Here is a 23,274-nt window from a genome sequence, read left to right as displayed (position 1 = left end):
TTCATGCCGCATTTCAGTAATGCGGTGGCCGTGTGATCGGTGTCGGACCCAGTGACTGCTCCTCCAGCGCCAGGAAGCGCTCGGTCAGCCGGTCGAGCTTCAGACGGGATTGCTCGGCCGCCTTCCATTGCGCGACAAGCTGCTCGGAAAGCTCCTCGATGACCCGGCCCTGATGGGCGACGAGCTCTTCAAGACGGGTGATACGGTCGTCATTATCCGACATTTCGGCTTCTCCAGATTCTGCGTCTCCCATCCCTCGCCGGGCGCGAAACCGCTGTCAACCGGGCTTTCGGAACGATTTCGGCTGTGGATAGGACGAAAATAAATGAAATTGGTGAATTTCGCCCGATGACTTTTTCGCGGTCGGCTGGCAAGAGGGGCTCAGCAACCAAACGAGGAAACGCTGATATGACCACCACGAACGAAATTGCCGACAAGATCGCCGCGGACAACGGTCTGACCAAGGTTCAGGCCAAGGGTATCGTCGAAGCCGTCTTCAAGGCTGTCGTCGACGCAGCCGTCGCTGGCGCGGAAACCTCCATTGCAGGTTTTGGCAAGTTCAAGGTCAAGGCAACGCCCGAGCGCGAAGGCCGCAATCCGTCGACCGGCGAGAAGGTGAAGATCGCCGCCGCCAACAAGCTGAGCTTCACGCCGGCCAAGGCCGTCAAGGACACGCTGAACAAGTAAGCCGCCCCGCGCAGCTTTGTCTTGGACGCGAAAAGCGGAGCGAGCCATCTCGCTCCGCTTTTGTTTTTGGTGGCTATGTGCCGCAGAAGGTACGCAAAACCACTTCGTCTTCTTGCGGCGGCGTGGTGAATTCGGCAAAAGCATCGCGCGTTTCGTAAGGCTTCGCCACCGCCTCGACCATCCGCTCGAACGGCGCAAAATCGGCAGTGGAGACGGCCGAAACGATTGCCTGCTCGATGCGATGATTGCGGGGAATGATATAGGGATTGGCGTGACGCATGGCCTCTGCCCGCGCCGTCGGTGTCTGCGCATCGCGCCCCAGCCGTTCGCGCCACGCCCCGGCCCAGGCGTCGAATGCCGAGGGATCGGCAAGGCAGGCATGCACAGGCGCATCATCGCCTTCGGCGGCGGCGCAGAGCGCCCGGAAGGTCAGGGTGAAATCGGCCCCCCCTTGCGCCATGACGTCCAGTAGCCCTTCGATCAGCGGGCGGTCGCCCTCTTCGGGGTTCAAAACCCCAATCTTCGCGCCCATCCGCTTGAGCCAGGCCGCTTGGTAGAGTTGGGCGAAATCGATCACTGCGCCATTAGCCATCTCGACGGCGGCGTCGATATCGCTGTCGAGGATCGGCAGCATCGCCTCGGCAAGACGCGCAAGATTCCATTGCGCCACGGCCGGCTGGTTGCGATAGGCATATCGACCGAACTGGTCGATGGAACTGAACACCTTTGCCGGATCATAGGTATCCATGAAGGCGCAGGGGCCGAAATCGATGGTTTCGCCCGATACCGTCATATTGTCGGTATTCATCACCCCATGGATGAAGCCGACAGCCATCCAATGCGCGATCAGTTCCGCCTGCCGCGTCACGATGGCCTTCAGCAGTGCCAGATGAGAATTTTCCTGATGTTCGAGGCCGGGATAATGCCGGGCGATGACATAATCGGCCAGACGCCGGAGGGCTTCGTGATCACCACGCGCCGCGAAGAACTGGAAGGTGCCGACACGGATATGGCTGGCGGCGACGCGGGTGAAGACCGCGCCAGGCAGCGCGGTTTCACGATAGACCGGATCGCCGGTCAAGACCGCAGCCAGCGCCCGCGTTGAGGGAATGCCAAGCGCCACCATAGCCTCGCTGACGATATATTCGCGCAGGACAGGGCCCAGCGCTGCCCGGCCATCGCCACGCCGCGAGAACGGCGTCTGGCCACCGCCTTTCAGCTGGATGTCGCGGCGCTCGCCATTTCGGTCGATGACTTCGCCAAGCAGGATCGCGCGTCCGTCGCCGAGCTGCGGCACGAACTGCCCGAACTGGTGGCCGGCATAGGCCATGGCCAACGGCTGCGCCCCCTCGGCGATTTCCTGGCCGGAAAAGATCGCCGCCAGCCGTTGGTCGGACGCGCCTTCAAGATCGATGCCTAGCTCGGCCGCCAGCGGCCGGTTGAAGGCGATCAGTTTTGGCGCGGAAACCGCAGCCGGCCGCTGCGGCAACTGGAATGGCGCCGGCAGCCGGGCATAGGAATTGTCAAAGGAAAAGATGCGGCGCGCCTCATCGGCCGCCGGACGCACATCGCTCGTCATCACGAACCGCTCCCTGTTCTGCCCGTCTATAGCAGATGAAGGACGGGCGGATACAGGAGAAACCATGCGGGGAACGATAGGGTTCCCGCAAGCCGGACCAAAGGATCAGGCGGAGTGAACCGCCTGGCGGGACGCAACGGCCGGTGCGGCAACTGCCTGACCCTGCTCGTTTTCGACGAACTGAGTCAGCGTCATATTGTCGAGGATGGACGAAATCGCGTCGCGCACATCCGCCATCGAGCGGCGCACGGTGCAGGTTTCAGGGTCGGCGCAATCCTCGCAGGCCTCGAAGGCGGTGCGGCTGGCGCAACGGATCGGCGCGAGCGGGCCGTCCAAGGTTCGGATGACATGGCCGATACGGATTTCGCTTGCCGGACGCGCCAACGAATACCCGCCGCCCGGCCCCTTCTTGGAGCGGAGCATGCCGGCATTGCGCAATTCCAGAAGAATGGCGTCCAGGAATTTCTTCGGAATGTTGTTGCGCGTGGCGATGTCGGTGATGAATGCCGTTTCGCCGGGGTTGAGCTGAGCCAGATCCACCAGCGCTTTCAGTCCATATTTCCCTTTTTTCGTCAGCATGACAAATTCGCTTCTTCGAAAGGCGAAGGCGACATCGCCTGCGCATCGAGCCCGAAACCTACGCGCCCTGTTTGTGAAATTATCGCCGGACTATGGCGAAATACCTAGTTGCTCTTACTATACACCGGAATAATTGACAGGTGTGATCGTTTTTAAGGTTATTTTGAAATATCCCGTGAAGTCGGTCGCCTGCTGTGGCAGCCGCATCACGGCGCCTGCCGGACAAATGTATTCTCAGGTGGCCCGATAAAGAGCATCCTATTCTACGCCCGAGAGCCTAGCCGAAACGTTCTGCGTTACCGCATTCGATAAATTTGATAGAGTTTGGGTATAACGATGGAGGTAAGGATGAAGCGATCAACGGTTACGCGGTTTCTGACAGCCGCATTCGTCGTGGGCATCATGCAGGCAAGCTCGATCGGTCCGTCCTTTGCGGATCAGACGCTCCTGAATGTGTCCTACGACCCCACCCGTGAGCTTTACAAGGATTTCAACGCGGCCTTTGCTGAAAAATGGAAGGCCGATACCGGGGAAACGGTGACGATCCAGACCTCGCATGGCGGGTCCGGCAAGCAGGCGCGCTCGGTGATCGATGGATTGGAGGCCGACGTCGTCACCCTGGCGCTTGAAGCTGATATCGACGCCATCGCCAAGGAATCGGGCAAGATTCCAGCCGACTGGAAGAAGAAGTTCGAAAACAACAGCGCACCCTACACCTCGACCATCGTCTTCCTGGTCCGCAAGGGCAATCCGAAGGACATCAAGGACTGGGGCGATCTGGTCAAGGACGGCATCCAGGTGATCACGCCGAACCCGAAGACCTCGGGCGGCGCCCGCTGGAATTTCCTGGCCGCTTGGGCCTGGGCGCGCCAGGCCAATGGTGGTGACGACGCCAAGGCGCAGGACTATGTGTCGCAGCTCTTCAAGCATGTTCCCGTGCTTGACACCGGCGCACGCGGCTCGACGACCACCTTCGTCCAGCGCGGTCTTGGCGACGTCCTGATTGCCTGGGAAAACGAGGCCTATCTGTCGCTGGCCGAACTCGGCCCCGACCAGTTCGAGATCGTGACGCCGTCGGTCTCAATCAAGGCCGAGCCGCCAGTGGCGCTGGTCGATGGCAATGTCGACGCCAAGGGCACCCGCAAGGTGGCCGAAGCCTATCTCCAATATCTCTATTCGGATGTCGGGCAGAAGATTGCCGCCAAGCACTATTACCGCCCCTACAAGCCGGAACTGGCCAATAAGGAGGATATTGCCCGCTTTGGCGAGGTGAAGCTTTCGACCATCGAGGATTTCGGTGGCTGGGCGGAAGCACAGCCGAAATATTTTGGCGATGGCGGCGTCTTCGACAAGATTTATCAGCCGGGGCAATAAGATTATATGGCTGCACAGACTCGCAAGAGCTGGCAGTTCAGACGGCCGAGCGTCCTTCCCGGTTTCGGGCTGGCGCTCGGCGTTACGCTGTTCTGGCTCACCCTCATCGTTCTCATCCCGCTCGCCGGGCTCGCCATTCGTTCCAGCGGGCTCGGCGCCGCCAAATTCTGGGCGCTTGCAGCCGATCCGCGCACGCTGAATGCGCTGCGCATCAGCTTTGGCACGGCATTCCTGGCGGCCATTCTCAATGTCGCCTTCGGCATCATCCTCGCCTGGGTGCTGGTGCGTTATCGCTTTCCCGGCAAACGCATCATCGACGCCATGGTCGACCTGCCTTTCGCGCTGCCGACCGCCGTTGCCGGCATCGCGCTGACGACGCTCTACGCGCCGAACGGCTGGATCGGGCAATTCCTGACGCCGCTTGGCATCAAGGTGGCGTTCACGCCGCTCGGCATCGTCATTGCCCTCGTCTTCGTCGGCCTACCCTTCGTGGTGCGCACGGTGCAGCCGGTCATGGAAGAAATCGACCGCGAAGTGGAGGAAGCCGCAGCCACGCTCGGCGCTACCCGCTTCCAGACGATTTCGCGCGTGCTGCTTCCCGGCCTGGCGCCGGCGGTGCTCACCGGCTTCGCGCTCGCCTTCGCGCGCGGCGTCGGCGAATACGGCTCAGTGATCTTCATCGCCGGCAACATTCCTTATGTCTCGGAAATCGCGCCGCTTTTGATCGTCATTCGCCTGGAGGAATTCAACTATCCGGCCGCGACAGCGATTGCCGCCGTCATGCTGATCCTCTCCTTCAGCCTGCTGTTCGTCATCAATCTCATCCAGAGCTGGAGCCGCAGGAGGTATGGTTATGGCGCATGACACCCAGGCGCTTGCCCCCGGAAATTACGCCCGCGTCGGCAAGGCGACGACCGAACGACCGCTGGCGCGCTGGACACTGATCGGGATTTCGCTGGTCTTTCTGCTCCTTATCCTGCTCTTGCCGCTCGCAGCCGTCTTCTTCGAGGCGTTGCGTAAAGGCCCAGAGGCATTCCTGGAAGCGCTGGCCGACCCGGAAACCTTTTCAGCCATCCGCCTGACTTTGATCGTCGCCGGGATTTCGGTGCCGCTCAATCTCGTCTTCGGCATTGCCGCCGCCTGGGCCATCGCCAAATTCGAGTTCAAGGGCAAGGCCTTCCTGACGACACTGATCGACCTGCCCTTTTCGGTCTCGCCGGTCATTTCCGGTTTGGTCTTCGTGCTGCTGTTCGGTTCGCACAGCATTCTCGCGCCCTATCTGCAAAGCTATGGCATCAAGATCCTGTTCGCCGTGCCGGCGCTGGTGCTGGCGACCGTCTTCGTCACCTTCCCCTTCATCGCCCGCGAACTGATCCCGCTGATGCAGGAACAGGGCACGTCCGACGAGGAGGCGGCGCTGTCGCTCGGCGCCAGCGGCTGGCAGACCTTCTGGTATGTGACGCTGCCGAACATCAAATGGGGCCTGCTGTACGGCGTGCTGCTCTGCAACGCCCGCGCCATGGGCGAGTTCGGCGCCGTTTCGGTGGTCTCGGGCCATATTCGCGGCGTCACCAACACCATGCCGTTGCAGGTCGAAATCCTCTACAACGAATATAATTTCGTTGCGGCTTTCGCCGTGGCGACCTTGCTGGCGCTGCTGGCCCTTGTCACACTGGTTCTGAAAACGCTGCTCGAATTGCGTTACAGCGCCGAAATTTCCGCCAGCCGGCGCCACTGAAAGGTTCATGAATGGAAGTTCGCGTAGAAAACATACGCAAGGAGTTCGAGCGGTTTCCGGCTTTGCACGACGTGTCGCTCTCGATCCGCTCCGGCGAGCTGATCGCGCTGCTGGGGCCTTCCGGCTCCGGCAAGACGACATTGCTCCGGCTCATCGCCGGGCTGGAAGCGCCAACACAGGGAAAGATCTTCTTCGGCGACGACGACGCCTCCTACAAATCGGTGCAGGAGCGCAATATCGGTTTCGTTTTCCAGCATTATGCCCTGTTCCGGCATATGACGGTGCTGGACAATGTCGCCTTCGGCCTCAAGGTGCGGCCCTCCAGCCGTCGGCCGACGAAGGCCGAAATCCGCGAGCGCGCTGCGAAACTGCTCGACCTCGTGCAGCTTTCCGGCCTCGAAAAGCGCTACCCGACGCAATTGTCCGGCGGCCAGCGGCAGCGCGTGGCGCTGGCGCGCGCCATGGCGGTCGAGCCGAACGTGTTGCTGCTCGACGAGCCCTTCGGGGCGCTGGATGCGCAGGTGCGCAAGGATCTGCGCAAATGGCTGCGCGAGATTCACGACCAGACCGGCCATACCACCGTCTTCGTCACCCACGACCAGGAGGAAGCGCTGGAACTGGCCGACCGCATCGTCGTCATGAGCCAGGGCCGCATCGAGCAGGTCGGCACCCCGGACGAGATCTACGACACGCCGGTCTCGCCCTTCGTCTTCCGCTTCATCGGCCAGTCCAACTGTTTGAAGGTGCGGGTTGCCAATGGCGAAATCTGGCTGGACGACCGGCCGATCGGCCTGCCCGCCAAGGACGAGGCCGAGGGCGAAGCGCTGCTCTATTTCCGCCCGCACGACATCGAGATTCGCGATGGCTGCGGCGGCTGCATCGCCGGCGTCGTCGCCGCCTCGCGGCGCGTGGCCGGCACCCGGCATCTGGAGCTGGAGATCGGCAACGGCCATGCGCTGATGGAAATCGAGCTGCCGCCGGAACGCGCCGCCGCCGTCGACCGCAGCCGCCTCGCCTTCCGCCCGACCAAGTGGAAGCTTTTTCGCGAGTGAGCGTTTCCCCCGGCCTGCTACGTGCCGGGGGAAACCGCCCTATTCGACGCGCAAGCCCGCCTGCCGCAACAGCGGCAGGACGCGGTCGCAGAAGAACGGCAGTTCCTGCGTATAGTTGACGAAGGACAGGGCGATGCCCTCATAACCCTTTCGCGAGATCGCCAGCATATCCTCGACGATCCTTTCCGGCGACCCGACCAGCGGATAGCTGCCGGCGCCGCCGGCGAAACGCTGGCGATAGCGATCATAGGCATCGCTGTCATGCGATTGCGAAAATTCCTTCTTGCCCGCCATATGGGCATCGACCGCCGCATGGTCGGCCAAAGTCACCGCATAGCGGCGATAATACTCCTCCGCCTCGGCCTGCGTTTCGCGGCAGACGACATGGCAGACGGTATAGACGCCGACATCGCGGCCGGTGCGCGCCGCGCGCTCGCGGATATCGGCGACATGGGCGCCGGCCTGCTCGATCTCGGTGAAGGTGGTGAACAGGAAATCGCAATGCGCGGCGGCGAAGTCGCGGCCCGGGCCGCCGAAAGCGGCATTCATCGTCACCGGACGCGGGCTTTGCAGGCTCGCCGGGCTGCTGACCGCATCCTTCAGCGTATAATAACTGCCATCGAAATCGAACGGCGCGCCCTCATAAGCCTTCTCGACGATGTCGAGCCATTCCGCCGCCTGGTCGTATCCCTTTTCGACCAGCGGCACGCCGAACATGGCGAATTCCTTGGGGTTCCAGCCGCAGACGATGTTCAGCCCGGCGCGGCCATGGCTGATGTGATCGACGGTCGCGAGCGCCTTGGCGGCATAGAGCGGATGCACCAGCGGCACATGCACGGTCATGAACAGGCCGATGCGCTGCGTTGCCGCCGCCAACCCCGCCGCCCAGGTAAAAGTCTCGAAGCTCCATTCGCGCACGGCATTCTTGCCGCCGAAGCCTTTCCAGCGGGCAATCGGCAGAAAGAATTCCAGGCCTGCCCGGTCGGCGATCTGCGCGGCCGAGAGATTGTCGTCCCAGCCGGCCTTCCAGCGCTCGGGAACGTCCGTGATCGCCAGCCCACCATCGGCATTGGCCGAGAAGACGCCGAGCTTGAGTGCGTTTCGACCTTTCAGCGGATGCGACGCGATCATGCTCCCTCCTCAGGATTGCGGTCCGTGACGAAAGGGCAGTCTAACGCGATGCGCTGCGCTGGCAAGGTATATTTGAGGCTTAAAATGAAAGCCTAGCGCGTCACCGCCAGCAGCAGCAGCACATAGGCGATAACCGCGACGACGAGCCCCCGGAAGGCAAGCCCCGCAAAGCGATACTTCGCCCGGGCGATCTCGGCCAGCGTATCGACATTGGAGACGTATTCCCGAAAAAGATAATTGGGATCCTTGCGCCGCGCCGCGTCGAGAAATTCCTCACGGTGACGGGCCCAGGCACCCCAGAACAGCGAGCTGGTCTTGGCGCTTTTGCGCGGCATCACCACGCTGATGGCGCAGATCGCCGAAAACAGCGCGGCGGCGCCGAGAAGCAGAGAGGCAATAATGCCGATGAAGGTGCCGTTCAGGTAACGGTCGAGACTGAAGACGCCGCGAACCTCGCTCGACGAGACGAGGAAAGCCAAGATGAAGGTGAAGATATAGGCCGCCTTCTGGTCCGAGATCTTGATCTGGTCGTAGAAGACGTCGTTCACCTTGCGGATATGATCGAAATACTCGCTGTCGCGTTCGAATTCCATGTCGGCCGAGTTCAAACCGTCATCGGCATAACCCACTTCCAAATCCGCCATGAATCAATCTCCCCAATCCTGACCTGTCGCCCTCTTATTACACTTGGCGCAAAAGCGAATATGCTAAATTTAAGCTTATTGACATTTGCCTGCCTCGTATTCACTCCTGACACAAAGTTTGGTGGGGAATAATGATGCGATTTGCTGCCTGGAGCGCCGTTCTGGCAGGCACGATACTGTCTTCGGTTCTGTCGGTGCAGGCCGAGCCGCTGGCGAGAAGCGCCCCGGCCGCCGGCGCCGTCATCGCGCGCAAATTCGGCGAGGAAGTCCGCTTCGTCGATATCACCAACTGGCGCGCCGTCGAACTGCAGCAGAATCTGCTGGCGGGCGACGTGCTGCGCACCAATGCCACCGGCCAGCTCGCCGTTTTGTTTTCCGACCGCACCCAGGTGCGCCTTGCCCGCAATACCTCGCTGCTGGTCAAGAACATGGCCCGCGATGGCGGCGACACCGATCTCGAACTGCAATCCGGCACCATCTGGGCCCGCGCCGAGCGCGGCGGCTCGGGCGTCGCCGTCGATACGCCGGCCGCGACCGCCGCCATTCGCGGTACAGACTGGTCGCTGACCGTCGATGCCGGCGGCAAGACCTCGCTGATCGTGCTCGAAGGCGTGGTCGAACTGAAGAACGCGCAGGGCAGCGTCCAGGTACGCCAGGGCGAAGGCGCCGTCGCTTCCATCGGCCAAGCGCCGCAAAAGGTGGTCATCGTCACCCCCAAGGATCGCGAGCAGATGCTGTATTATCTACAGCTACGCGATTCCTTCACATTCATGCCCGCTTCCCCCTTGCCGGTGCGCAACATGTCGGCCGAAAAGAGCCGCATCGATGCGACGCCGGAAGCCAGCCGCAGCGCCGAGGACTGGCTGACGCTGGCCGAGGTGCAGATGACGCTGGGCGGTCGCCGCCCGGCCGAGGCCGCCTTGCAGGCCGCCGAGGCGCGCGGCCTCTCCGCCCGCCAGCAGGCGCGCGCCGATCTCATCCGCGCGCTGTTTGCCGGCGCCGAGCGCAATTATCCGCAAGCCGCGAAACTGTTCGGCCGCGCTTCCGGCCGGCTTGACCCGCAGCGCCAGGCGATTGCCGCCTATGGCGGCTATTATGCGCGATCGCTGGCAGACCCGGACCGTGTTGAGCAACCGCCGAAAACCGCAGGCGGCCCCTATGCCGCGCTTGCCGAAGCCTGGACCGCCGGCTTCCTGAAGGACGTCAAGGCGGCGGTGGACGTGCTGAAGAAGGCCGAAGCCCGTTATCCCAACGACCCGACCCTGCCGGCGGCGCGGGCGCATTTCGCCATGCTGATCGACGATCGCGACCAGATGCGCGACGCCATCGACCGTTCGCTGGCCCTCGACCCCACCCATCCACTGGCGCTGGAGGCACGCGCCTCCTACCGGTCCGACTACAAGGGCGATATCAAGGGCGCGATCGCCGACCTACGCGACGCCCTTGCAGTCGCGCCGGGCTGGTCCACCGCGCTCAACAATCTCGGCCTCGCACTGATCGAGATCGGGGATACGCGCGGCGCCGAGGAGGCCCTGCAACAGGCCATCGACCTCGATCCGCAAGATCCGCTGTCGCATGTCAATCTGGCGATCCTCTATCTCGACCAAGGCCGCGTGAAGGAAGCCAAGCGCGAGATCGATATCGCGCTGGCCGCCGATCCGAATTTCGAGATCGCCCGCGTCATCCGTGGCCGCTACTACATGCAGACCGGCGAGATGGACAAGGCGATGGAGGATCTGCTGGCCGGCTCGACCGCCAATCCCGGCTATTCGCAGGCCGAACTGATGCTCGCCGCCGTGCATTACGAGACCGGCAATCGCGATGCCGCCGCCCAGGCCATCGACAACGCCGATCGGCTCGACCCGAACGATCCGGCTATTTCCTCGATCCGCACCGCGATCGCCATCGACGACTACGACGCCGACGGTGCGATCCGCAATGCGCAGGACTACCTGAAACGGGCGCGAGCGCGCGGCGGCTATTACGGCGCTCTCAGCGCAAACCAGGACGCCGGCTCGACGTTGAACAACGCCTTCCGCTTGCAGGGCCTTGATGCCTGGGGGCAATATTACGGCGATGTCGTCTTCAGCCCGTTCACGGGCGCGAGTTATGTCGACCAGACCCTGCGCGGCAGCCCTGATCCCTTCGTCAACGCCTATAGTTACGGCGACAACACCGCCGCCTATTCGAACAACAGCTCCACCTTCTCTTCCTTCATGCAGGGGCTGTTGCTCGATCCGCACATGCTTTCCGGCCGTTCGCGCACGGCGAACCTCCTGCGCCGGCCCTTTGTCGAAGGCTCGGCCGGCATCACCTTCACCCGGCCGGACGATCCGGACGCCAAGACCGGCCGCCTGAAGGAAGTGGAGCTGCAGGGCTATAGCAACGAGCCGATGCCATTCAGCTTCTATGCCCAGGGCCAGTTCGAAACCAAGCCCGATACACGCGTTTTCAACGAGTTCGTCGGCGGCTTCATCAGCGATACCGAGTTGCGCAGCGGCACGGCCTATGTCACCGCCTCGCCCGGCGCCAACGACCATGTCGTCGGCTTCCTCTCGCGCGGCAAGTCCGACCAAGAGATAACCGTGCCGCTGATACTCGATTTCGGCGGCATTCCCGTCCTGATCGGTACGCAGAACAACTACAAGACCGAGGCGACCCAGGCGGGCTTTGCCTGGAGCCATTCCTTCGCCTATCGCAACAATCTAAATGCTGCGGTCTTTTACACCCAGCAGAAGCGTGACAGCCGCCAACTCGGAGTCATCAACGATTTCCTGGCGACCGAGGATTACGGATTGGACGAACAGCGTGGCATCATCGGCGCGCTCAATCACACCGTCGGGAATGACGAGCTCACCTGGCGTTACGGCATCGAAGGCGGAACCCTGCGCCTGCATAGTCAGGCGCTCGGCTTCCAGTATCCGCCGTTCACCGTGCCGATGAGCTCCACCTTCAACGAGGTCATTGACGACGTCACCGTCGGCCGCGCCTATGTCGATGCAATTTACGAGGCATCGCCCGACTTGAAATTCGAGGGCGCCCTGTTCGGTACCTATCTCAACGGCGATACCGTCGACGTGGCGCGGCTGGAGCCGCGCGTCGGCGTCGCCTGGTCACCGGCCGAAGGGCAATGGCTGCGGCTCGGCTATCTGCGGGAAAGCTCCGACCTCGGCCTGCCGACGTTGTCGCCCATCGGCCTGCTCGGCCTGCAATCCAACCAGCGACCGCTCGATACCGACGGCTACAGCGACACCTTCGCCGCCCGGTGGGAGGCGGAATGGAATAACCGGCTGTTCACTGCCATCGATTTCCAGCATCAGAACCTGCATAGCCTGTCCATCGGTGTCCCCCTGACGGTCGATACCATCGATCTCACCAAGGGCCGTGTCGACCGCGTCAGCGCCACCGCCAACATCGCCCTCGGTCACGGCTTCGGTCTTTCGGCGACGGGCGTCTATGCGGATTCGGAAAATCTCGACCCAACGAGCGCCGGATATGGTCAAGGCCTGCCCTATGTGCCGGAAAAGGCGGCGCAGGTCGCCGTTACCTGGGTCAACGACCACAATGTCAAGACGACGCTCGCCGCCAACTATACCGGCAAGCGCCAGGGTGACGACAATGGCAACGCGCTGGATTCCTACTGGACTCTGGATGCGACGCTGCAATGGGAACCGTTCGACAAGCGGATCGCGGTCAATCTCGCCGCCTACAACATCCTCGACCAGCAATTCGAGGTCACGCCGCGCGTTCCCGGCTGGGGCCGCACCTATATGGGCTCCATCAAAGTGCGCTTCTGACCATGTGGCCTTTCGGCAGCCAGGCGAGAAACGGTGCGCCGGGGCGGATACGGCATCGGCTGGGCGGGCTCGCCCTGCTGTTCATCGTCTCCATCGTGGCGGTCACAGCGCTGTCCTTCACCTCGCCCTGGCGGCTGGTCGAACTGCGCAGCTTCGATTACCTGACGACGATCGGCAGGCCGCCCTTGCCGAAGGACGGCCCGGTCATCGTCGCCATCGATGAGCCGTCGCTCTCGGAAATTCCGCACCAATGGCCCTGGCCGCGCGCGCTTCATGCCCGCCTGATCGAGAAACTGCGCGAAGCCGGCGCCAAAGCCATCGGCCTCGACATCATCTTCGCCGAACCCGCCGTCGATCCGCAAAACGACGATGCGCTCCAGGCAGCGCTTGGACCGGATGTGGTTCTGGCCGGCGACGAGACGCTCATCAACACGCCACAGGCCGACCAGTTGATTCGCACCGAGCCGCTGCCGCGTTTCGTCGAAGCGGGCGCGCATGTCGGCATCGCCTCGGTCGGGCTTGATGGAGACGGCGTCTTGCGCGGCATGCCGGGCTATGAAGACAGCTTTGCCGCCGAGATCGCCCGCGCTGCCGGCCAACCGGTGGTGAGGCACGAAGCGGGCGCCATGCTTCAGGCGTTCGGGCCCGCCCGCACCTATCCGACCGTTTCCTACTACCAGGCCCTCGATCCGCAGAATTTCCTGCCGGAAGGCTATTTCAAGGACCGCACGGTGCTGGTCGGGCTCAGCCTGCAGACTGCGCCGGATGTGCGCGCCAGCACGCCGGATACGTTTGCCACCCCCTATACCGTTCATACCAGCCGGCTCGTCGCCGGCGTCGAGGTGCAGGCGACGTTGCTCGACAACCTGACCCATGGGCTGGCGATCGCCGATACCGGCACGGCGTTGCGCCTGCTGCTGATCGTGCTCGGCGCGCTGGTCGGCGCCCTCACCGTCTATCGCGACACCAACTGGATAACGGCGTTGTGGGGCGTGGCCTCGGTCGCGGCCGCCCTTGGCCTTGCTTATATGTCCGTGCGTTACGGGCGCGTCTTCACCTCGCCTGTCGGGCCGGTCCTCTCCTATCTGACCGTCGTCATCGGCCAGTCCGGACTGGACTATGCCGCCGAGCGGCGTACGCGCCGGCAGGTGACGCGCGCCTTCGGGCAATATCTGTCACCTGCCATGGTCGAGCGCCTCGCCAACGACCCGTCGCAGCTGAAACTCGGCGGCGAGACCCGCAATCTCTCCATCCTGTTCTGCGACGTGCGCGGTTTCACCACCATCGCCGAGCGGATGAAGAACGATCCGCAGCAGCTCACCACGCTGATCAACCGGCTGCTGACACCGCTTTCCGACGAGATCCTCGCCTGCGGCGGAACGATCGACAAATATATCGGCGATTGCGTGATGGCTTTCTGGAACGCGCCGCTCGACGATCCCCAGCATGCCGCCCATGCCGTCGAAGCGGCGCTCAGGATGCTGGAGGCGATGGACCGCTTCAACGCCGAACTTCAGACGGAGCTGGCGGCGCGCGGCGAAGAACCCTATGGTCTCAGGATCGGCGTCGGCATCAATACCGGCGATTGCGTCGTCGGCAATATGGGTTCGCTCAGCCGCTTCGATTATTCCGCGCTCGGCGATTCCGTCAATCTCGCATCGCGGTTAGAAGGCGAATCGAAATCTGTCGCCGTGCCGCTGCTGCTCGGCGGAGAAACGGCGCGGCAGGCCGCCGACCGCTTCTGCATGGTCGAGCTGGATCGCATCCAGGTGAAGGGCCGCTCGGTCGCCTCGCCCGTGTTCACGGCGCTGAAGGAGGCGCCGCCGCCCGAAATTCTGGCCGAACACCGCCGCTTCCTCGACGCGAAATATGCCGGTGCCCTGACGGCTGACGATGCGATCTTCGATCAGCTGACGGCGGCGCTGCCGCAATTTGCCGCCTATTATGCCCTGATGCGCACCCGCCTCGCCGTTTCCGCCTGAATAAAAAAAGCCTCCCCGCCGCAGCGGAGAGGCCTTTGTCGTTTTGTCGCCGATCAGGCGGCGGCGGAAGCGGAACCGGCCAGCGGCACCTCCGAGATCGTCTTCAGAACCTGAGACGCGATCTGGTAGGGGTCGCCCTGCGAGTTCGGGCGGCGGTCTTCGAGATAGCCGCGATAGCCGTTGTTGACGAAGGAATGCGGCACGCGGATCGAGGCGCCACGATCGGCCACGCCATAGGAGAACTTGTTCCAGGGGGCTGTCTCGTGCTTGCCGGTCAGGCGCAGATGGTTGTCCGGGCCATAGACGGCGATATGGGCGTCGAGGTTCTTCTCGAACTGCGCCATCAGGGCTTCGAAATAGGCCTTGCCGCCGGTCTCACGCATATACTTGGTCGAGAAGTTGCAATGCATGCCCGAGCCGTTCCAGTCGGTATCGCCGAGCGGCTTGCAGTGCCATTCGATGTCGATGCAGTATTTTTCGCACAGACGCGTCAGCAGGTAGCGCGCGATCCAGATTTCATCCGCGGCCTTTTTGGAGCCCTTGCCGAAAATCTGGAATTCCCACTGGCCCTTGGCCACTTCGGCATTGATGCCTTCGTGGTTGATGCCGGCGGCGAGGCAGAGATCGAGATGCTCCTCGACGATCTGGCGGGCGATGTTGCCGACGTTCTTGTAGCCGACGCCAGTGTAATACGGGCCCTGCGGCGCCGGATAGCCCTGCTCCGGGAAGCCGAGCGGACGGCCGTTCTGGTAGAAGAAATATTCCTGCTCGAAGCCGAACCAGGTATCGGCATCGTCGAGCACGGTGGCGCGGCTGTTGGACGGATGCGGCGTCTTGCCGTCCGGCATCATCACTTCGCACATGACCAGAACGCCGTTCGTACGGGCCGGATCGGGATAAAGCGCAACCGGCTTCAGCACGCAATCGGAGCTGCGGCCTTCGGCCTGATTGGTGGAAGATCCGTCAAATCCCCAGAGCGGCAACTGTTCGAGCGTCGGAAAGGCGTCGAATTCCTTGATCTGCGTCTTGCCACGAAGGTTCGGCACCGGGGTGTAACCATCGAGCCAGATGTACTCAAGTTTGAACTTGGTCATTGCGAATCTCTCACTCACGTCTGTTGCAAGGTCTGAACGATCCTGAAGCGGTCGCCGGGTGGCGGCCGTCCAGGGGAGGCTGCCAAGGGGAATGCATATCCCGTGCCAAGTTCGCGAGCGGGCGCCGAAACCGTAATTTGTTGTCATTTTCCGGTGCCTTGACGGTCCGGGTGGAACAAAATGTCAAAACCGGCGTTTGTTATTTGCGCAAATGCAAAAAAATTAGCCAATGCCCCAACATAGTCAGCGAAACCACGCGTTTTCCTGCTTACAGGCCACGCAAATCATGATAATAATTGAGGCATAGAGCCTAAAAAATGTGCAAAATTTAATCGAGTGGAAGTCGTGCCTAAAGAGTAATCCGGAAAGGAAAAGACAATGGCAGCAGGCGTACATCCCGGTTCCGCAGAAATAGTCCCCTTTCCTGTCAAAGGCGGTTGCCGCAACTTCGGGCAGCGCACGGAAGACATGCAGGCAAGCGTGGTTCAGTTTCCGGAACGCGTGATCTATGATGTCGTCGATACCTGCTGGTACCATGCCGATGCCATGGCCGAAGAGGACAAGTCGCGCAACTGAACTGCTGCGACACCTTCCGGCGACACGACCCATCCCCCGAAACACGAAGGGCGCTCCGATAACGTTCGGAACGCCCGCAATTTTTTCATCGATACGCGACTCAGGCTGCCAGAGCGTGGCCGCTCGACAGATGCGCGCGGATGGCGGCCTTGATCTCGTTGACGCCGGCATGAAGGCTATTGTCGAGATCGATGACGTGGAATTTCACGGCGATAAAACGCAGCCGCCCCTCCTGGGGAACGGCAATCCCCACCGGGATGCCACCATATTCAATAACGTGCCTTTGCATGATCGTCGGCCCAGTTCGTTGGAAGGTCAGTGTCAGGCTTGCGTATGGCGTTCCCATACATTCGACATGTGACAGCATCACAACAAACGGCGAGGTTGAACGCCTGGCCATTCGCAAAGATGGATTGGGCAAGTTTGCTGGCGGTCATTTCGTCGTCCTCGTCCGTTATTGTCCATTAAATAAATAGACTATTTTGTCCTTGGCGACAAGATAAACGGCGGATCGGATAGAAAACGAAACCGGATTCACCCATTTCCGGGGCATCTGGCGCAAATTTCTTCTTCGAAACCCAAACGCGACGGACGGGATTTCGAACTTGCCGCCGCCGCGCAAACATCTCTTTCAGAAGCCGGCCGCAAAAGCCGCGACCGGCCAATCCTTCATTCGGCGGCGATGCGCATCGCCAGCGCTTGCCGGCAGGCGGCAATCGAACCGGCTTCGATCGCGGCATAGTGGTCGAATTCATTGAGGACACGGGCGCCGAGATCGGCCTCGAAACGCTGCTGGTTGGGGCTGGCGACGAAATCCTGCTGCGCGCCGTCGCCGAGATTGGACTGGAAGATGCCGGCGGCGCTGACTGGCAAGAAGTCTTCGTAGACGATGGGATCGAAGCAGACGAGGCCCTCGGCGATCCAGCTTTCGAGATCGCCGCCAGTGATGCCCTGGTGCGCGCGGCCCTTGATGGTCAGCGCATAGGTGAAATAGCCGAGGCCTGCGGCGCGGATGCTGGCCCAATCATCCGGAAAGGAGGCGAAAGCTTCCGCCAAGGCCGCCTCATAGGCGCGGGCATTCGAACCATCGGCGGAGGGGCGGACCAGTTTGCGGGATTCCGTCAGCAGTGCATCGTAAAGCGCCCGGCCCTTCGGCGTCAGCGCGATACCGCGCTGCTCGATTTCGCCGAAACGGGCGGTGTGCGAACCCGTCTGCCAATCGCCATCGGCGGATTGGAAGGAAACGGCTTCCTCCAGCGCCTTGAACGAGGTCTGGCGCAGCAGGATCGGGCATTTGCGGGTCGGCGGTCCCTCGACCACGGCCTTGGGCGCGATGCCGTAGTCCGGCATGCGTGCCTGCACGGCATCGATATCGAGGGTGCGCGGCGTGAGATGGTTGATATGCGGCCCCTTGAAGGAGACGACATCGGCGATCAGCCGGTGCGCATCGTGCAGGCGGTGATAGAGATCGGCGCTGACGCTGGCGCGGTCATGCCAGCGGAAGGTTTCGAGCACCTCGGTAACGAAACGCTCGGCATCGGCGGCGGAGAGCCCGCCCTCGCGCTCGGCCTTTTCCGTCAGCTCAATGGCGCCAGCGGTAAAAATCTGGCGCTGTTCGAGGATGGCGCGGGCTTCCTCGCGCAAGGCCTCGTCGGCGATCAGGTCGAGACGCAGCAGCGAGGTGAAGACGCGGAAAGGATTGCGGCTGAGCGCCTCTGCGCCGACCGGACGGAAAGCGGTCGAATGCACCGGCACGCCGGCGGTGGAGAGATCGTAATAACCGACCGGGAACATGCCCATGACGGCGAAGACGCGGCGCATCGTCGCCAGTTCCTGCGGCAGGCCGAGGCGGATGGCGCCGTGGCGCTCCTCGGAAATGCGCGCCAGGGATTCGGTTTCCTCCAGCCGTTCCTTCAGATGCGCATCGGCGGCCAGCGTCTCGGCATTCACCGTCGCGACCAGTTCCATCAGCGTGCCATAGGCCGGCACTTCCTCGCGATACATACGCGACATGGCCGCCGAAAGGGCGGAGCGGATTTCATCAGGAGAGAGATGGACGGACATCGGGGTTAAACCTTTTCTGCGCGTATTCCGGGGAGGTTCATTCGCTGCACGCAATATATTCGTTGCAGTCCGCAAAATCTCATGAGACTTTTCACTCACTTGATGCGGAACCGGAATGATATGAAGCGCAGCCTGATCCCTGACATCGCCATCCTGCAGGCCTTCGAAAGTGCGGCCCGTCATGGCAATTTCACCCGCGCGGCCGCCGAACTCAGCCTGACGCAGAGCGCGATCAGCCGCCAGATCCGCGATCTCGAGGGACAGACCGGCCTGTTGCTGTTCGAGCGCATCCGCCAGCGCGTGGTGCTGACCGAGGCCGGCAAGAAGCTGCTGCCGGATGTGCGGCGGCTTCTGGCGCAATCGGAGGAACTTATGATCCGCGCCGTCGCCTCGGCCAATGCAGTGGCCTCGCTGACCATCGCCACGCTGCCGACCTTCGGGGCGCGCTGGCTGATGCCGCGCCTGCCGCGCTTCTTCGCCAGCCGCCCCTCCATCGCGCTCGCCATGGAATCCCGCTCCGAACCCTTCGATTTCGAGGCGGAGATTTTCGATCTCGCCTTCCATTACGGCCAGCCGAGCTGGGCGAAGGCGGAATGCACCTATCTGTTCGGCGAGGCAGTGCTGCCCGTCGCAAGCCCCGCCCTGATCCGCAGCCTTGCCCTGCCCTCGGCCGCAGCCCTTACCGAAGCGCCGCTCATCCACCTGACGACCCGGCCGCATCTATGGACACAATGGCTGGATCGCTATTGCGCTGCGAGCGACGGCAATTATCGCGGCAGCCGTTTCGACCAGTTCTCGATGATCATCGCCGCCGCCATCGCCGGCCTGGGTATCGCGCTGCTGCCGACCTATCTGATCGAGGAGGAAATCGAAACCGCCAGCCTGGCGCCGGTCTTCGACCTGCCGCTCAGCACCGAAAACGCCTATTACCTGGTGACACCGGAGGGGCGGCGCAGCAATGCGGCGGCGACCGGCTTTCGCGACTGGCTGATCGCCGATCTCACGCGCCAGACGGCGACGGCCCGCATCGATACTTGAGATTGCCCCGGATTCTTCGTATCCCGGAACACCGCAAGCCTTTGGAATGACGAACGTGGCCCCCAGCATCCGCACGATTGCCAAACTAGCCGGAACTTCGGTTTCGTCCGTCTCGCGCGTCATCAACAAGAGCGGCTATGCCTCGCCGGATTTGCGCGAACGCGTCGAGGCGGCGATCCGCAGCCTGAATTTCACGCCCAGCAAGGGCGCGCGCATGCTGCGCGGCGAGCCAAGCCGGATGATCGGTCTCATCCTGCCCTCCATCGACGTGCCCTTTTTCGGCATCCTCGCCCATACCATCGAGCAGCACCTGTTCGAATGCGGCTTCCAGACGCTGATCTGCAGCACGGCGGAAAATGCCGATCATGAGGCGCGCTACATCACCATGCTGCTGTCGCAGCGGGTCGACGGGGTGATCGTCGCCAGCGCCTTTTCCGATACCGGCCATTTCCGGGCGCTGGCCGATGCCGGCATTCCGATCATCGCCATCGACCGCGATCTCTCCGGCATCGCCGACGCCGCCGTCATGGCCGATCACGAGGAAGGCGGCCGGCTGATGGTGCGCCATCTGCTTGGCTTTGGGCATCAAAAGGTCGGCGTCGTCGGCGCGCCGGGGCATAGCCAGCCGGTTCAATTGCGCCTTGCCGGCATCCGCGAGGAACTGGCGAAAACGGGACTGGAGCCACTGGCGGTATCGCTAAGCGGCGAGCACAGTTTTGCCGAAACCTACCGGCTGGCGCGCGGCCTGCTGCAGGCCCGGCCCGAGGTCACGGCGCTGATCGGCACCACCGATATCGCCGCCATCGCCTGCATCCATGCGGCGCATGATCTCGGCTTTACGGTGCCGGAGGATTATTCGATCATCGGTTTCGACGACCTGCCGGAAGCGATGTTCGTGCTGCCGCGCCTGACCACCGTCGCCCAGCCGATCCGCGGCGTCGGCATCGCTGCGGCGGATGCATTGGCCAAGATGATCGCGGCGCGCGAAAGCGGAGCGCCGCCAGTGGCCGCAGACACGACTCGCATGCCGGTGGCGCTGGTCACGCGCCAGTCGGTCGGGCCGGCACGTAGCGCTTAACCGAAGGCGTCGGCCAGCAGGATATCCATCATCGGAATACCGTCCGTCGCGGTCGCGCCACCGAGGCAGCGGGCGGCGGCGGCATGGGCGACCGGAATGATGCGCTCGATTGCCCAGCCCTCATGCAGGCCATAGACGACAGCCGCGCAAAACGCATCGCCCGCCCCGACCGGGCTGACGATGGATGCCGGATCGATCGGCCGCGACGGCATGACCACCGTTTCCCGCCCCGGCGAAAACCAGAAACAGGCTTCAGGCGCATGGATGACCACACCCTTCGAAACACCCGCTTCGAGCAGGCGCGCGCCGGCCTGCCGGACAGCAGCATCCAGCAATTTGCCCTCCGCATCGCGCGGCCTGATGCCCGTAGCGCTGCCGGCCTCCATCTCGTTGATGACGATGTAATCGCAGAACGGCAGCGACGCGCCAACCTGCGCCGAAAAGCCGGCATCCTCGCTGGAAACGAAATCGACGCAGGTGACGAGCCCCGCCTTCTGCGCCGCCTCCAGCAGGCGCGAGGCGCCGGAACGTCCTTCGCTATCCAGCCGGTCGAGGCCCGGCAGCAGCATCAAATAGCCGAGATAGAACAGCCGATAGCCTTGCTCGGCATAGGCCTGCGGCGAAATGATCCCCGCCTCCAACTTGTCATTGGCGCCGCCGTGATAGAAGAAGGTGCGGCTCTGGCCGGGCACGGTCATGACATGGGTATGGGCAGTTGCTTGGCCCCCCAGCGCCACCAGCCCTTCCGCGCCAATGCCGGCCTGCAGCAGGCGCTGGCGCACGAAATCGCCATCCGCATCCGCCCCGACGCAGCCGGCGGCGGCGAGCCGCCCGGGAAAACCCATCGAGGCGAGGTCGGTGGCGACGTTGATCGCCCCGCCGCCGACGCCGATATCCTGATGGCGGATAAAGGTCAGGTTGCCCTGCTCCGGCCAGTAGGACAGGCTGTGGATGCGGTCGACGATGAAATTCCCGGCACAGACGACGCCTCCCTTGCGCTCGTCCGCCCCTGCCTCCTCCCGCTCGGCCATCAGGGTGCTCCTTCGTTCCAGAGACGCCGCAGCGGCGGCGCGTCCTCTTCGATCTGTGCGAAACGTCCGACCGGATCGAGGAAGAAATTGTCGTTGCGGTCGTCATTGACCTGGCTGACCTCGCCGACCAGCACCGCGCCGCCGCCCTTGCGGCCATAAAAGCGATGGTAGAGCCCGGTGCGGATGGTCACGCTTTCGCCGGGCCGTAGCACCAGCGGCTCCCAGGGGTGCAGCCGGCGCGGCAGGCCATCGACCGGCACCTCGATATCCGCGCTAGTCGGAGCGCCGTTTTCATCGCTGGCGCAGAATTCGATGACGAGATCGCCGCCGGCGCGGTTGATGATGTCCTCCATCTTCGCCGCATGGCGATGGGTGGGCGTCAACTGCCCCTCGCCGACCACCAGCAGCTTTTCGGCATAGGTCCGCTCGCCCGCAACACCGACAAGGCCGTTGCGCAGACAGAACAGCACCAGCCCGCATTCCGCGAACTGGTCGGAGCCGAAATCGGTGACATCCCAGCCGAGTTGGCGCGCGGCCAGCCAGGCGGCGGTCTCGGGATGTTCGGCCAGCTCCGCCGCCGTCCAGCCTTCCCAGGCCGGCAGCGACCAGCCATGGCGCTGGAACATCTCCAGCGCATGGCCGATGGCGCGGTTGATCTCGGAGCGTTTCATCAAACGGCCCCGCCGGCATAATCGACGCTGACCACACGGTTTTCACGGCCGGATTGCAGCGCCGCCGTCAGCACCGCGTGATGCGCCGCCGCCTCTTCGGGCGTGGCGCACTGGAACCCATTGGCATTGCCGCCGGCGAGTTCGTCGAGATAGGCGGCCCACATCTGCTGGATGGCATCGGCAAAACCGAATTCAAAGATTTTTCCGGTGATCGCCGGGAACAGCGAGCCGTAACCCAGATCCTCCGTCTGCCAAGCCTGAATGCCGCCGGTATAATCCATCCATTGCCACTGGCGCGGCGATTTGGTGGTGAAGAAGGCGCTCTTCTTCATGCCGAGGATGCGCAGATACCAGGTGTTGGATTCGCCGGGCGCAATGCGCCAGGTTTTTAGCACCATCGGGAAATCCTGTCCCCCCGCGCTGACGCGGCTGCTGATCGTGGCATTGTCCCAGGTGGTGCAGGGCGCCATGCCGCCCTTGCCGTCGGGACGCTCGGGAACGCGCTTGACGAGCTGCGCATGCAGCGTCGAGGGCCGCCAGCCGAGGCGTAGCGGCATATGCAGCACATGCATACCGAGATCGCCCATGCAACCGTAAGCGCCGTTGACCGGCTCCATGCGTTTCCAGTTGATCGGCTTGTTGCGGTCGAGATCGGAGGAATGCAGGAAGCCGGCCTCGACTTCGATGATCTCGCCCATCTCACCGCTGCGGGCGAGATCGAAGACTTTTTGCGCGCCGGGAAAGTAAGGGATTTCCGAGGAGCAGCGCACCACGAGGTGCGGATGATCGGCGAGAACAGCGGAAATCTCACGATTCTGCACCAGATCCATGCCGAAGGGTTTTTCGCCGAACAGGTGTTTGCCGGCCTTGAGGATCGCCGTGTAGAATTCCGCATGCAGCACATGCGGAACGGCGCAATAGATCGCATCCACATCCGGGTTGGCGAGCAATTCCCTGTAGTCCGTCGTCGCCTGGGCAACGCTCGGCACATGGGTGCGGAACCAGTCCATCAGCGCCGGATTGGTGTCGCAGACGGCGACGATCTCAGGCCTTGCCTTCGTGTCCGACAGATGCAGCCAGCGCGCCGCCGCACTGGCGAACTCCCGCCCCATCAAGCCGCAACCGATGACGCCGAAACGGAAAACTTTGGTCATTGCTC

The 23,274-nt window shown here is 62.8% G+C and carries 21 protein-coding genes; 10 read left to right on the top strand and 11 right to left on the bottom strand.

Going from position 1 to position 23,274, the window contains the following annotated elements; translation table 11 throughout:
* Window positions 1–13: 13 nt before the first annotated feature.
* Window positions 14–223: a SlyX family protein gene (locus P7F60_RS22195; RefSeq protein WP_277919866.1), complete on the bottom strand. Its 210-nt coding sequence runs from the start codon at window positions 221–223 to the stop codon at window positions 14–16.
* Window positions 224–408: 185 nt separating this feature from the next.
* Between P7F60_RS22195 and P7F60_RS22190 the strand changes: the two genes are divergently transcribed.
* Complete coding sequence (locus P7F60_RS22190; protein WP_277919865.1) at window positions 409–687, top strand: HU family DNA-binding protein; 279 nt, start codon at window positions 409–411, stop codon at window positions 685–687.
* A 73-nt stretch (window positions 688–760) separates the two neighbouring features.
* Here P7F60_RS22190 and P7F60_RS22185 read toward each other — a convergent pair whose 3' ends face one another.
* The gene (locus tag P7F60_RS22185; RefSeq protein WP_277919942.1) at window positions 761–2,266 is read right to left on the bottom strand and encodes a protein adenylyltransferase SelO; all 1,506 of its coding nucleotides are present in this window, start codon (window positions 2,264–2,266) and stop codon (window positions 761–763) included.
* Between the two features lie 105 nt (window positions 2,267–2,371).
* Complete coding sequence (locus P7F60_RS22180) at window positions 2,372–2,845, bottom strand: Rrf2 family transcriptional regulator (protein WP_277919864.1); 474 nt, start codon at window positions 2,843–2,845, stop codon at window positions 2,372–2,374.
* Window positions 2,846–3,247: 402 nt separating this feature from the next.
* Between P7F60_RS22180 and P7F60_RS22175 the strand changes: the two genes are divergently transcribed.
* From P7F60_RS22175 to P7F60_RS22160, 4 genes are read left to right on the top strand one after another with little or no spacing between them, the layout of a single operon-like run.
* Window positions 3,248–4,219, top strand: a complete 972-nt coding sequence (locus P7F60_RS22175) for a sulfate ABC transporter substrate-binding protein (RefSeq protein ID WP_277919941.1) — start codon at window positions 3,248–3,250, stop codon at window positions 4,217–4,219.
* Between the two features lie 6 nt (window positions 4,220–4,225).
* Window positions 4,226–5,083, top strand: a complete 858-nt coding sequence (cysT, locus tag P7F60_RS22170) for a sulfate ABC transporter permease subunit CysT (RefSeq protein ID WP_277919863.1) — start codon at window positions 4,226–4,228, stop codon at window positions 5,081–5,083.
* Entirely contained in the window at window positions 5,073–5,957 is an 885-nt protein-coding gene (gene cysW / locus P7F60_RS22165) for a sulfate ABC transporter permease subunit CysW (protein ID WP_277919862.1), read from the top strand. Before cysT ends, cysW begins: the two co-directional genes overlap by 11 nt.
* A gap of 11 nt (window positions 5,958–5,968) precedes the next feature.
* Window positions 5,969–7,009, top strand: coding sequence for a sulfate/molybdate ABC transporter ATP-binding protein (locus P7F60_RS22160; RefSeq protein WP_277919861.1), 1,041 nt, complete (start codon window positions 5,969–5,971; stop codon window positions 7,007–7,009).
* A 39-nt stretch (window positions 7,010–7,048) separates the two neighbouring features.
* Here the strand turns inward: P7F60_RS22160 and P7F60_RS22155 are convergent, their stop codons facing one another.
* Both P7F60_RS22155 and P7F60_RS22150 read right to left on the bottom strand, forming a co-directional pair.
* Window positions 7,049–8,140: an LLM class flavin-dependent oxidoreductase gene (locus tag P7F60_RS22155; RefSeq protein WP_277919860.1), complete on the bottom strand. Its 1,092-nt coding sequence runs from the start codon at window positions 8,138–8,140 to the stop codon at window positions 7,049–7,051.
* 92 nt (window positions 8,141–8,232) lie between these two features.
* Complete coding sequence (locus P7F60_RS22150; RefSeq protein WP_277919940.1) at window positions 8,233–8,733, bottom strand: Pycsar system effector family protein; 501 nt, start codon at window positions 8,731–8,733, stop codon at window positions 8,233–8,235.
* A gap of 182 nt (window positions 8,734–8,915) precedes the next feature.
* Here P7F60_RS22150 and P7F60_RS22145 point away from each other — a divergent pair, with 182 nt between their 5' ends.
* A complete protein-coding gene (locus tag P7F60_RS22145; protein ID WP_277919859.1) occupies window positions 8,916–12,581 on the top strand; it encodes a tetratricopeptide repeat protein in 3,666 nt (1,221 codons plus the stop codon).
* A 2-nt stretch (window positions 12,582–12,583) separates the two neighbouring features.
* Window positions 12,584–14,563, top strand: a complete 1,980-nt coding sequence (locus P7F60_RS22140) for an adenylate/guanylate cyclase domain-containing protein (RefSeq protein ID WP_277919858.1) — start codon at window positions 12,584–12,586, stop codon at window positions 14,561–14,563.
* Between the two features lie 53 nt (window positions 14,564–14,616).
* Here the strand turns inward: P7F60_RS22140 and P7F60_RS22135 are convergent, their stop codons facing one another.
* Window positions 14,617–15,657, bottom strand: a complete 1,041-nt coding sequence (locus P7F60_RS22135) for a glutamine synthetase beta-grasp domain-containing protein (protein ID WP_277919857.1) — start codon at window positions 15,655–15,657, stop codon at window positions 14,617–14,619.
* Window positions 15,658–16,035: 378 nt separating this feature from the next.
* Between P7F60_RS22135 and P7F60_RS22130 the strand changes: the two genes are divergently transcribed.
* Entirely contained in the window at window positions 16,036–16,233 is a 198-nt protein-coding gene (locus P7F60_RS22130; RefSeq protein WP_277919856.1) for a DUF2735 domain-containing protein, read from the top strand.
* 100 nt (window positions 16,234–16,333) lie between these two features.
* On the opposite strand, the gene P7F60_RS22125 is transcribed toward P7F60_RS22130, so the two are convergent.
* Both P7F60_RS22125 and P7F60_RS22120 read right to left on the bottom strand, forming a co-directional pair.
* Window positions 16,334–16,522, bottom strand: coding sequence for a hypothetical protein (locus tag P7F60_RS22125; protein WP_277919855.1), 189 nt, complete (start codon window positions 16,520–16,522; stop codon window positions 16,334–16,336).
* A 380-nt stretch (window positions 16,523–16,902) separates the two neighbouring features.
* A complete protein-coding gene (locus P7F60_RS22120) occupies window positions 16,903–18,297 on the bottom strand; it encodes a VOC family protein (protein WP_277919854.1) in 1,395 nt (464 codons plus the stop codon).
* 120 nt (window positions 18,298–18,417) lie between these two features.
* Here P7F60_RS22120 and P7F60_RS22115 point away from each other — a divergent pair, with 120 nt between their 5' ends.
* The gene (locus P7F60_RS22115) at window positions 18,418–19,335 is read left to right on the top strand and encodes a LysR family transcriptional regulator (RefSeq protein WP_277919853.1); all 918 of its coding nucleotides are present in this window, start codon (window positions 18,418–18,420) and stop codon (window positions 19,333–19,335) included.
* Window positions 19,336–19,390: 55 nt separating this feature from the next.
* Window positions 19,391–20,413, top strand: coding sequence for a LacI family DNA-binding transcriptional regulator (locus tag P7F60_RS22110; RefSeq protein WP_277919852.1), 1,023 nt, complete (start codon window positions 19,391–19,393; stop codon window positions 20,411–20,413).
* Here the strand turns inward: P7F60_RS22110 and P7F60_RS22105 are convergent.
* Genes P7F60_RS22105 through P7F60_RS22095 form a run of 3 tightly spaced genes read right to left on the bottom strand, consistent with a single transcriptional unit; the run spans window position 20,410 to window position 23,269 of the window.
* On the bottom strand, window positions 20,410–21,444 hold the full coding sequence (locus P7F60_RS22105) for a carbohydrate kinase family protein (RefSeq protein WP_277919851.1): 1,035 nt from the start codon (window positions 21,442–21,444) through the stop codon (window positions 20,410–20,412). The genes P7F60_RS22110 and P7F60_RS22105 overlap by 4 nt on opposite strands.
* Entirely contained in the window at window positions 21,444–22,115 is a 672-nt protein-coding gene (locus tag P7F60_RS22100) for a D-lyxose/D-mannose family sugar isomerase (RefSeq protein WP_277919850.1), read from the bottom strand. The genes P7F60_RS22105 and P7F60_RS22100 overlap by 1 nt, the downstream gene beginning before the upstream one ends.
* Window positions 22,115–23,269 (bottom strand): Gfo/Idh/MocA family oxidoreductase, encoded by a 1,155-nt coding sequence (locus tag P7F60_RS22095; protein WP_277919849.1) that lies wholly within the window; start codon window positions 23,267–23,269, stop codon window positions 22,115–22,117. Before P7F60_RS22095 ends, P7F60_RS22100 begins: the two co-directional genes overlap by 1 nt.
* Window positions 23,270–23,274: the final 5 nt, after the last annotated feature.

It is taken from the genome of Rhizobium sp. YJ-22, from assembly GCF_029601685.1.
Classification (GTDB): Bacteria; Pseudomonadota; Alphaproteobacteria; order Rhizobiales; family Rhizobiaceae; genus Metarhizobium.
The sequence above is the reverse complement of the archived record's forward strand: the minus strand, read 5'-3'. Positions and strand labels throughout refer to the sequence as shown.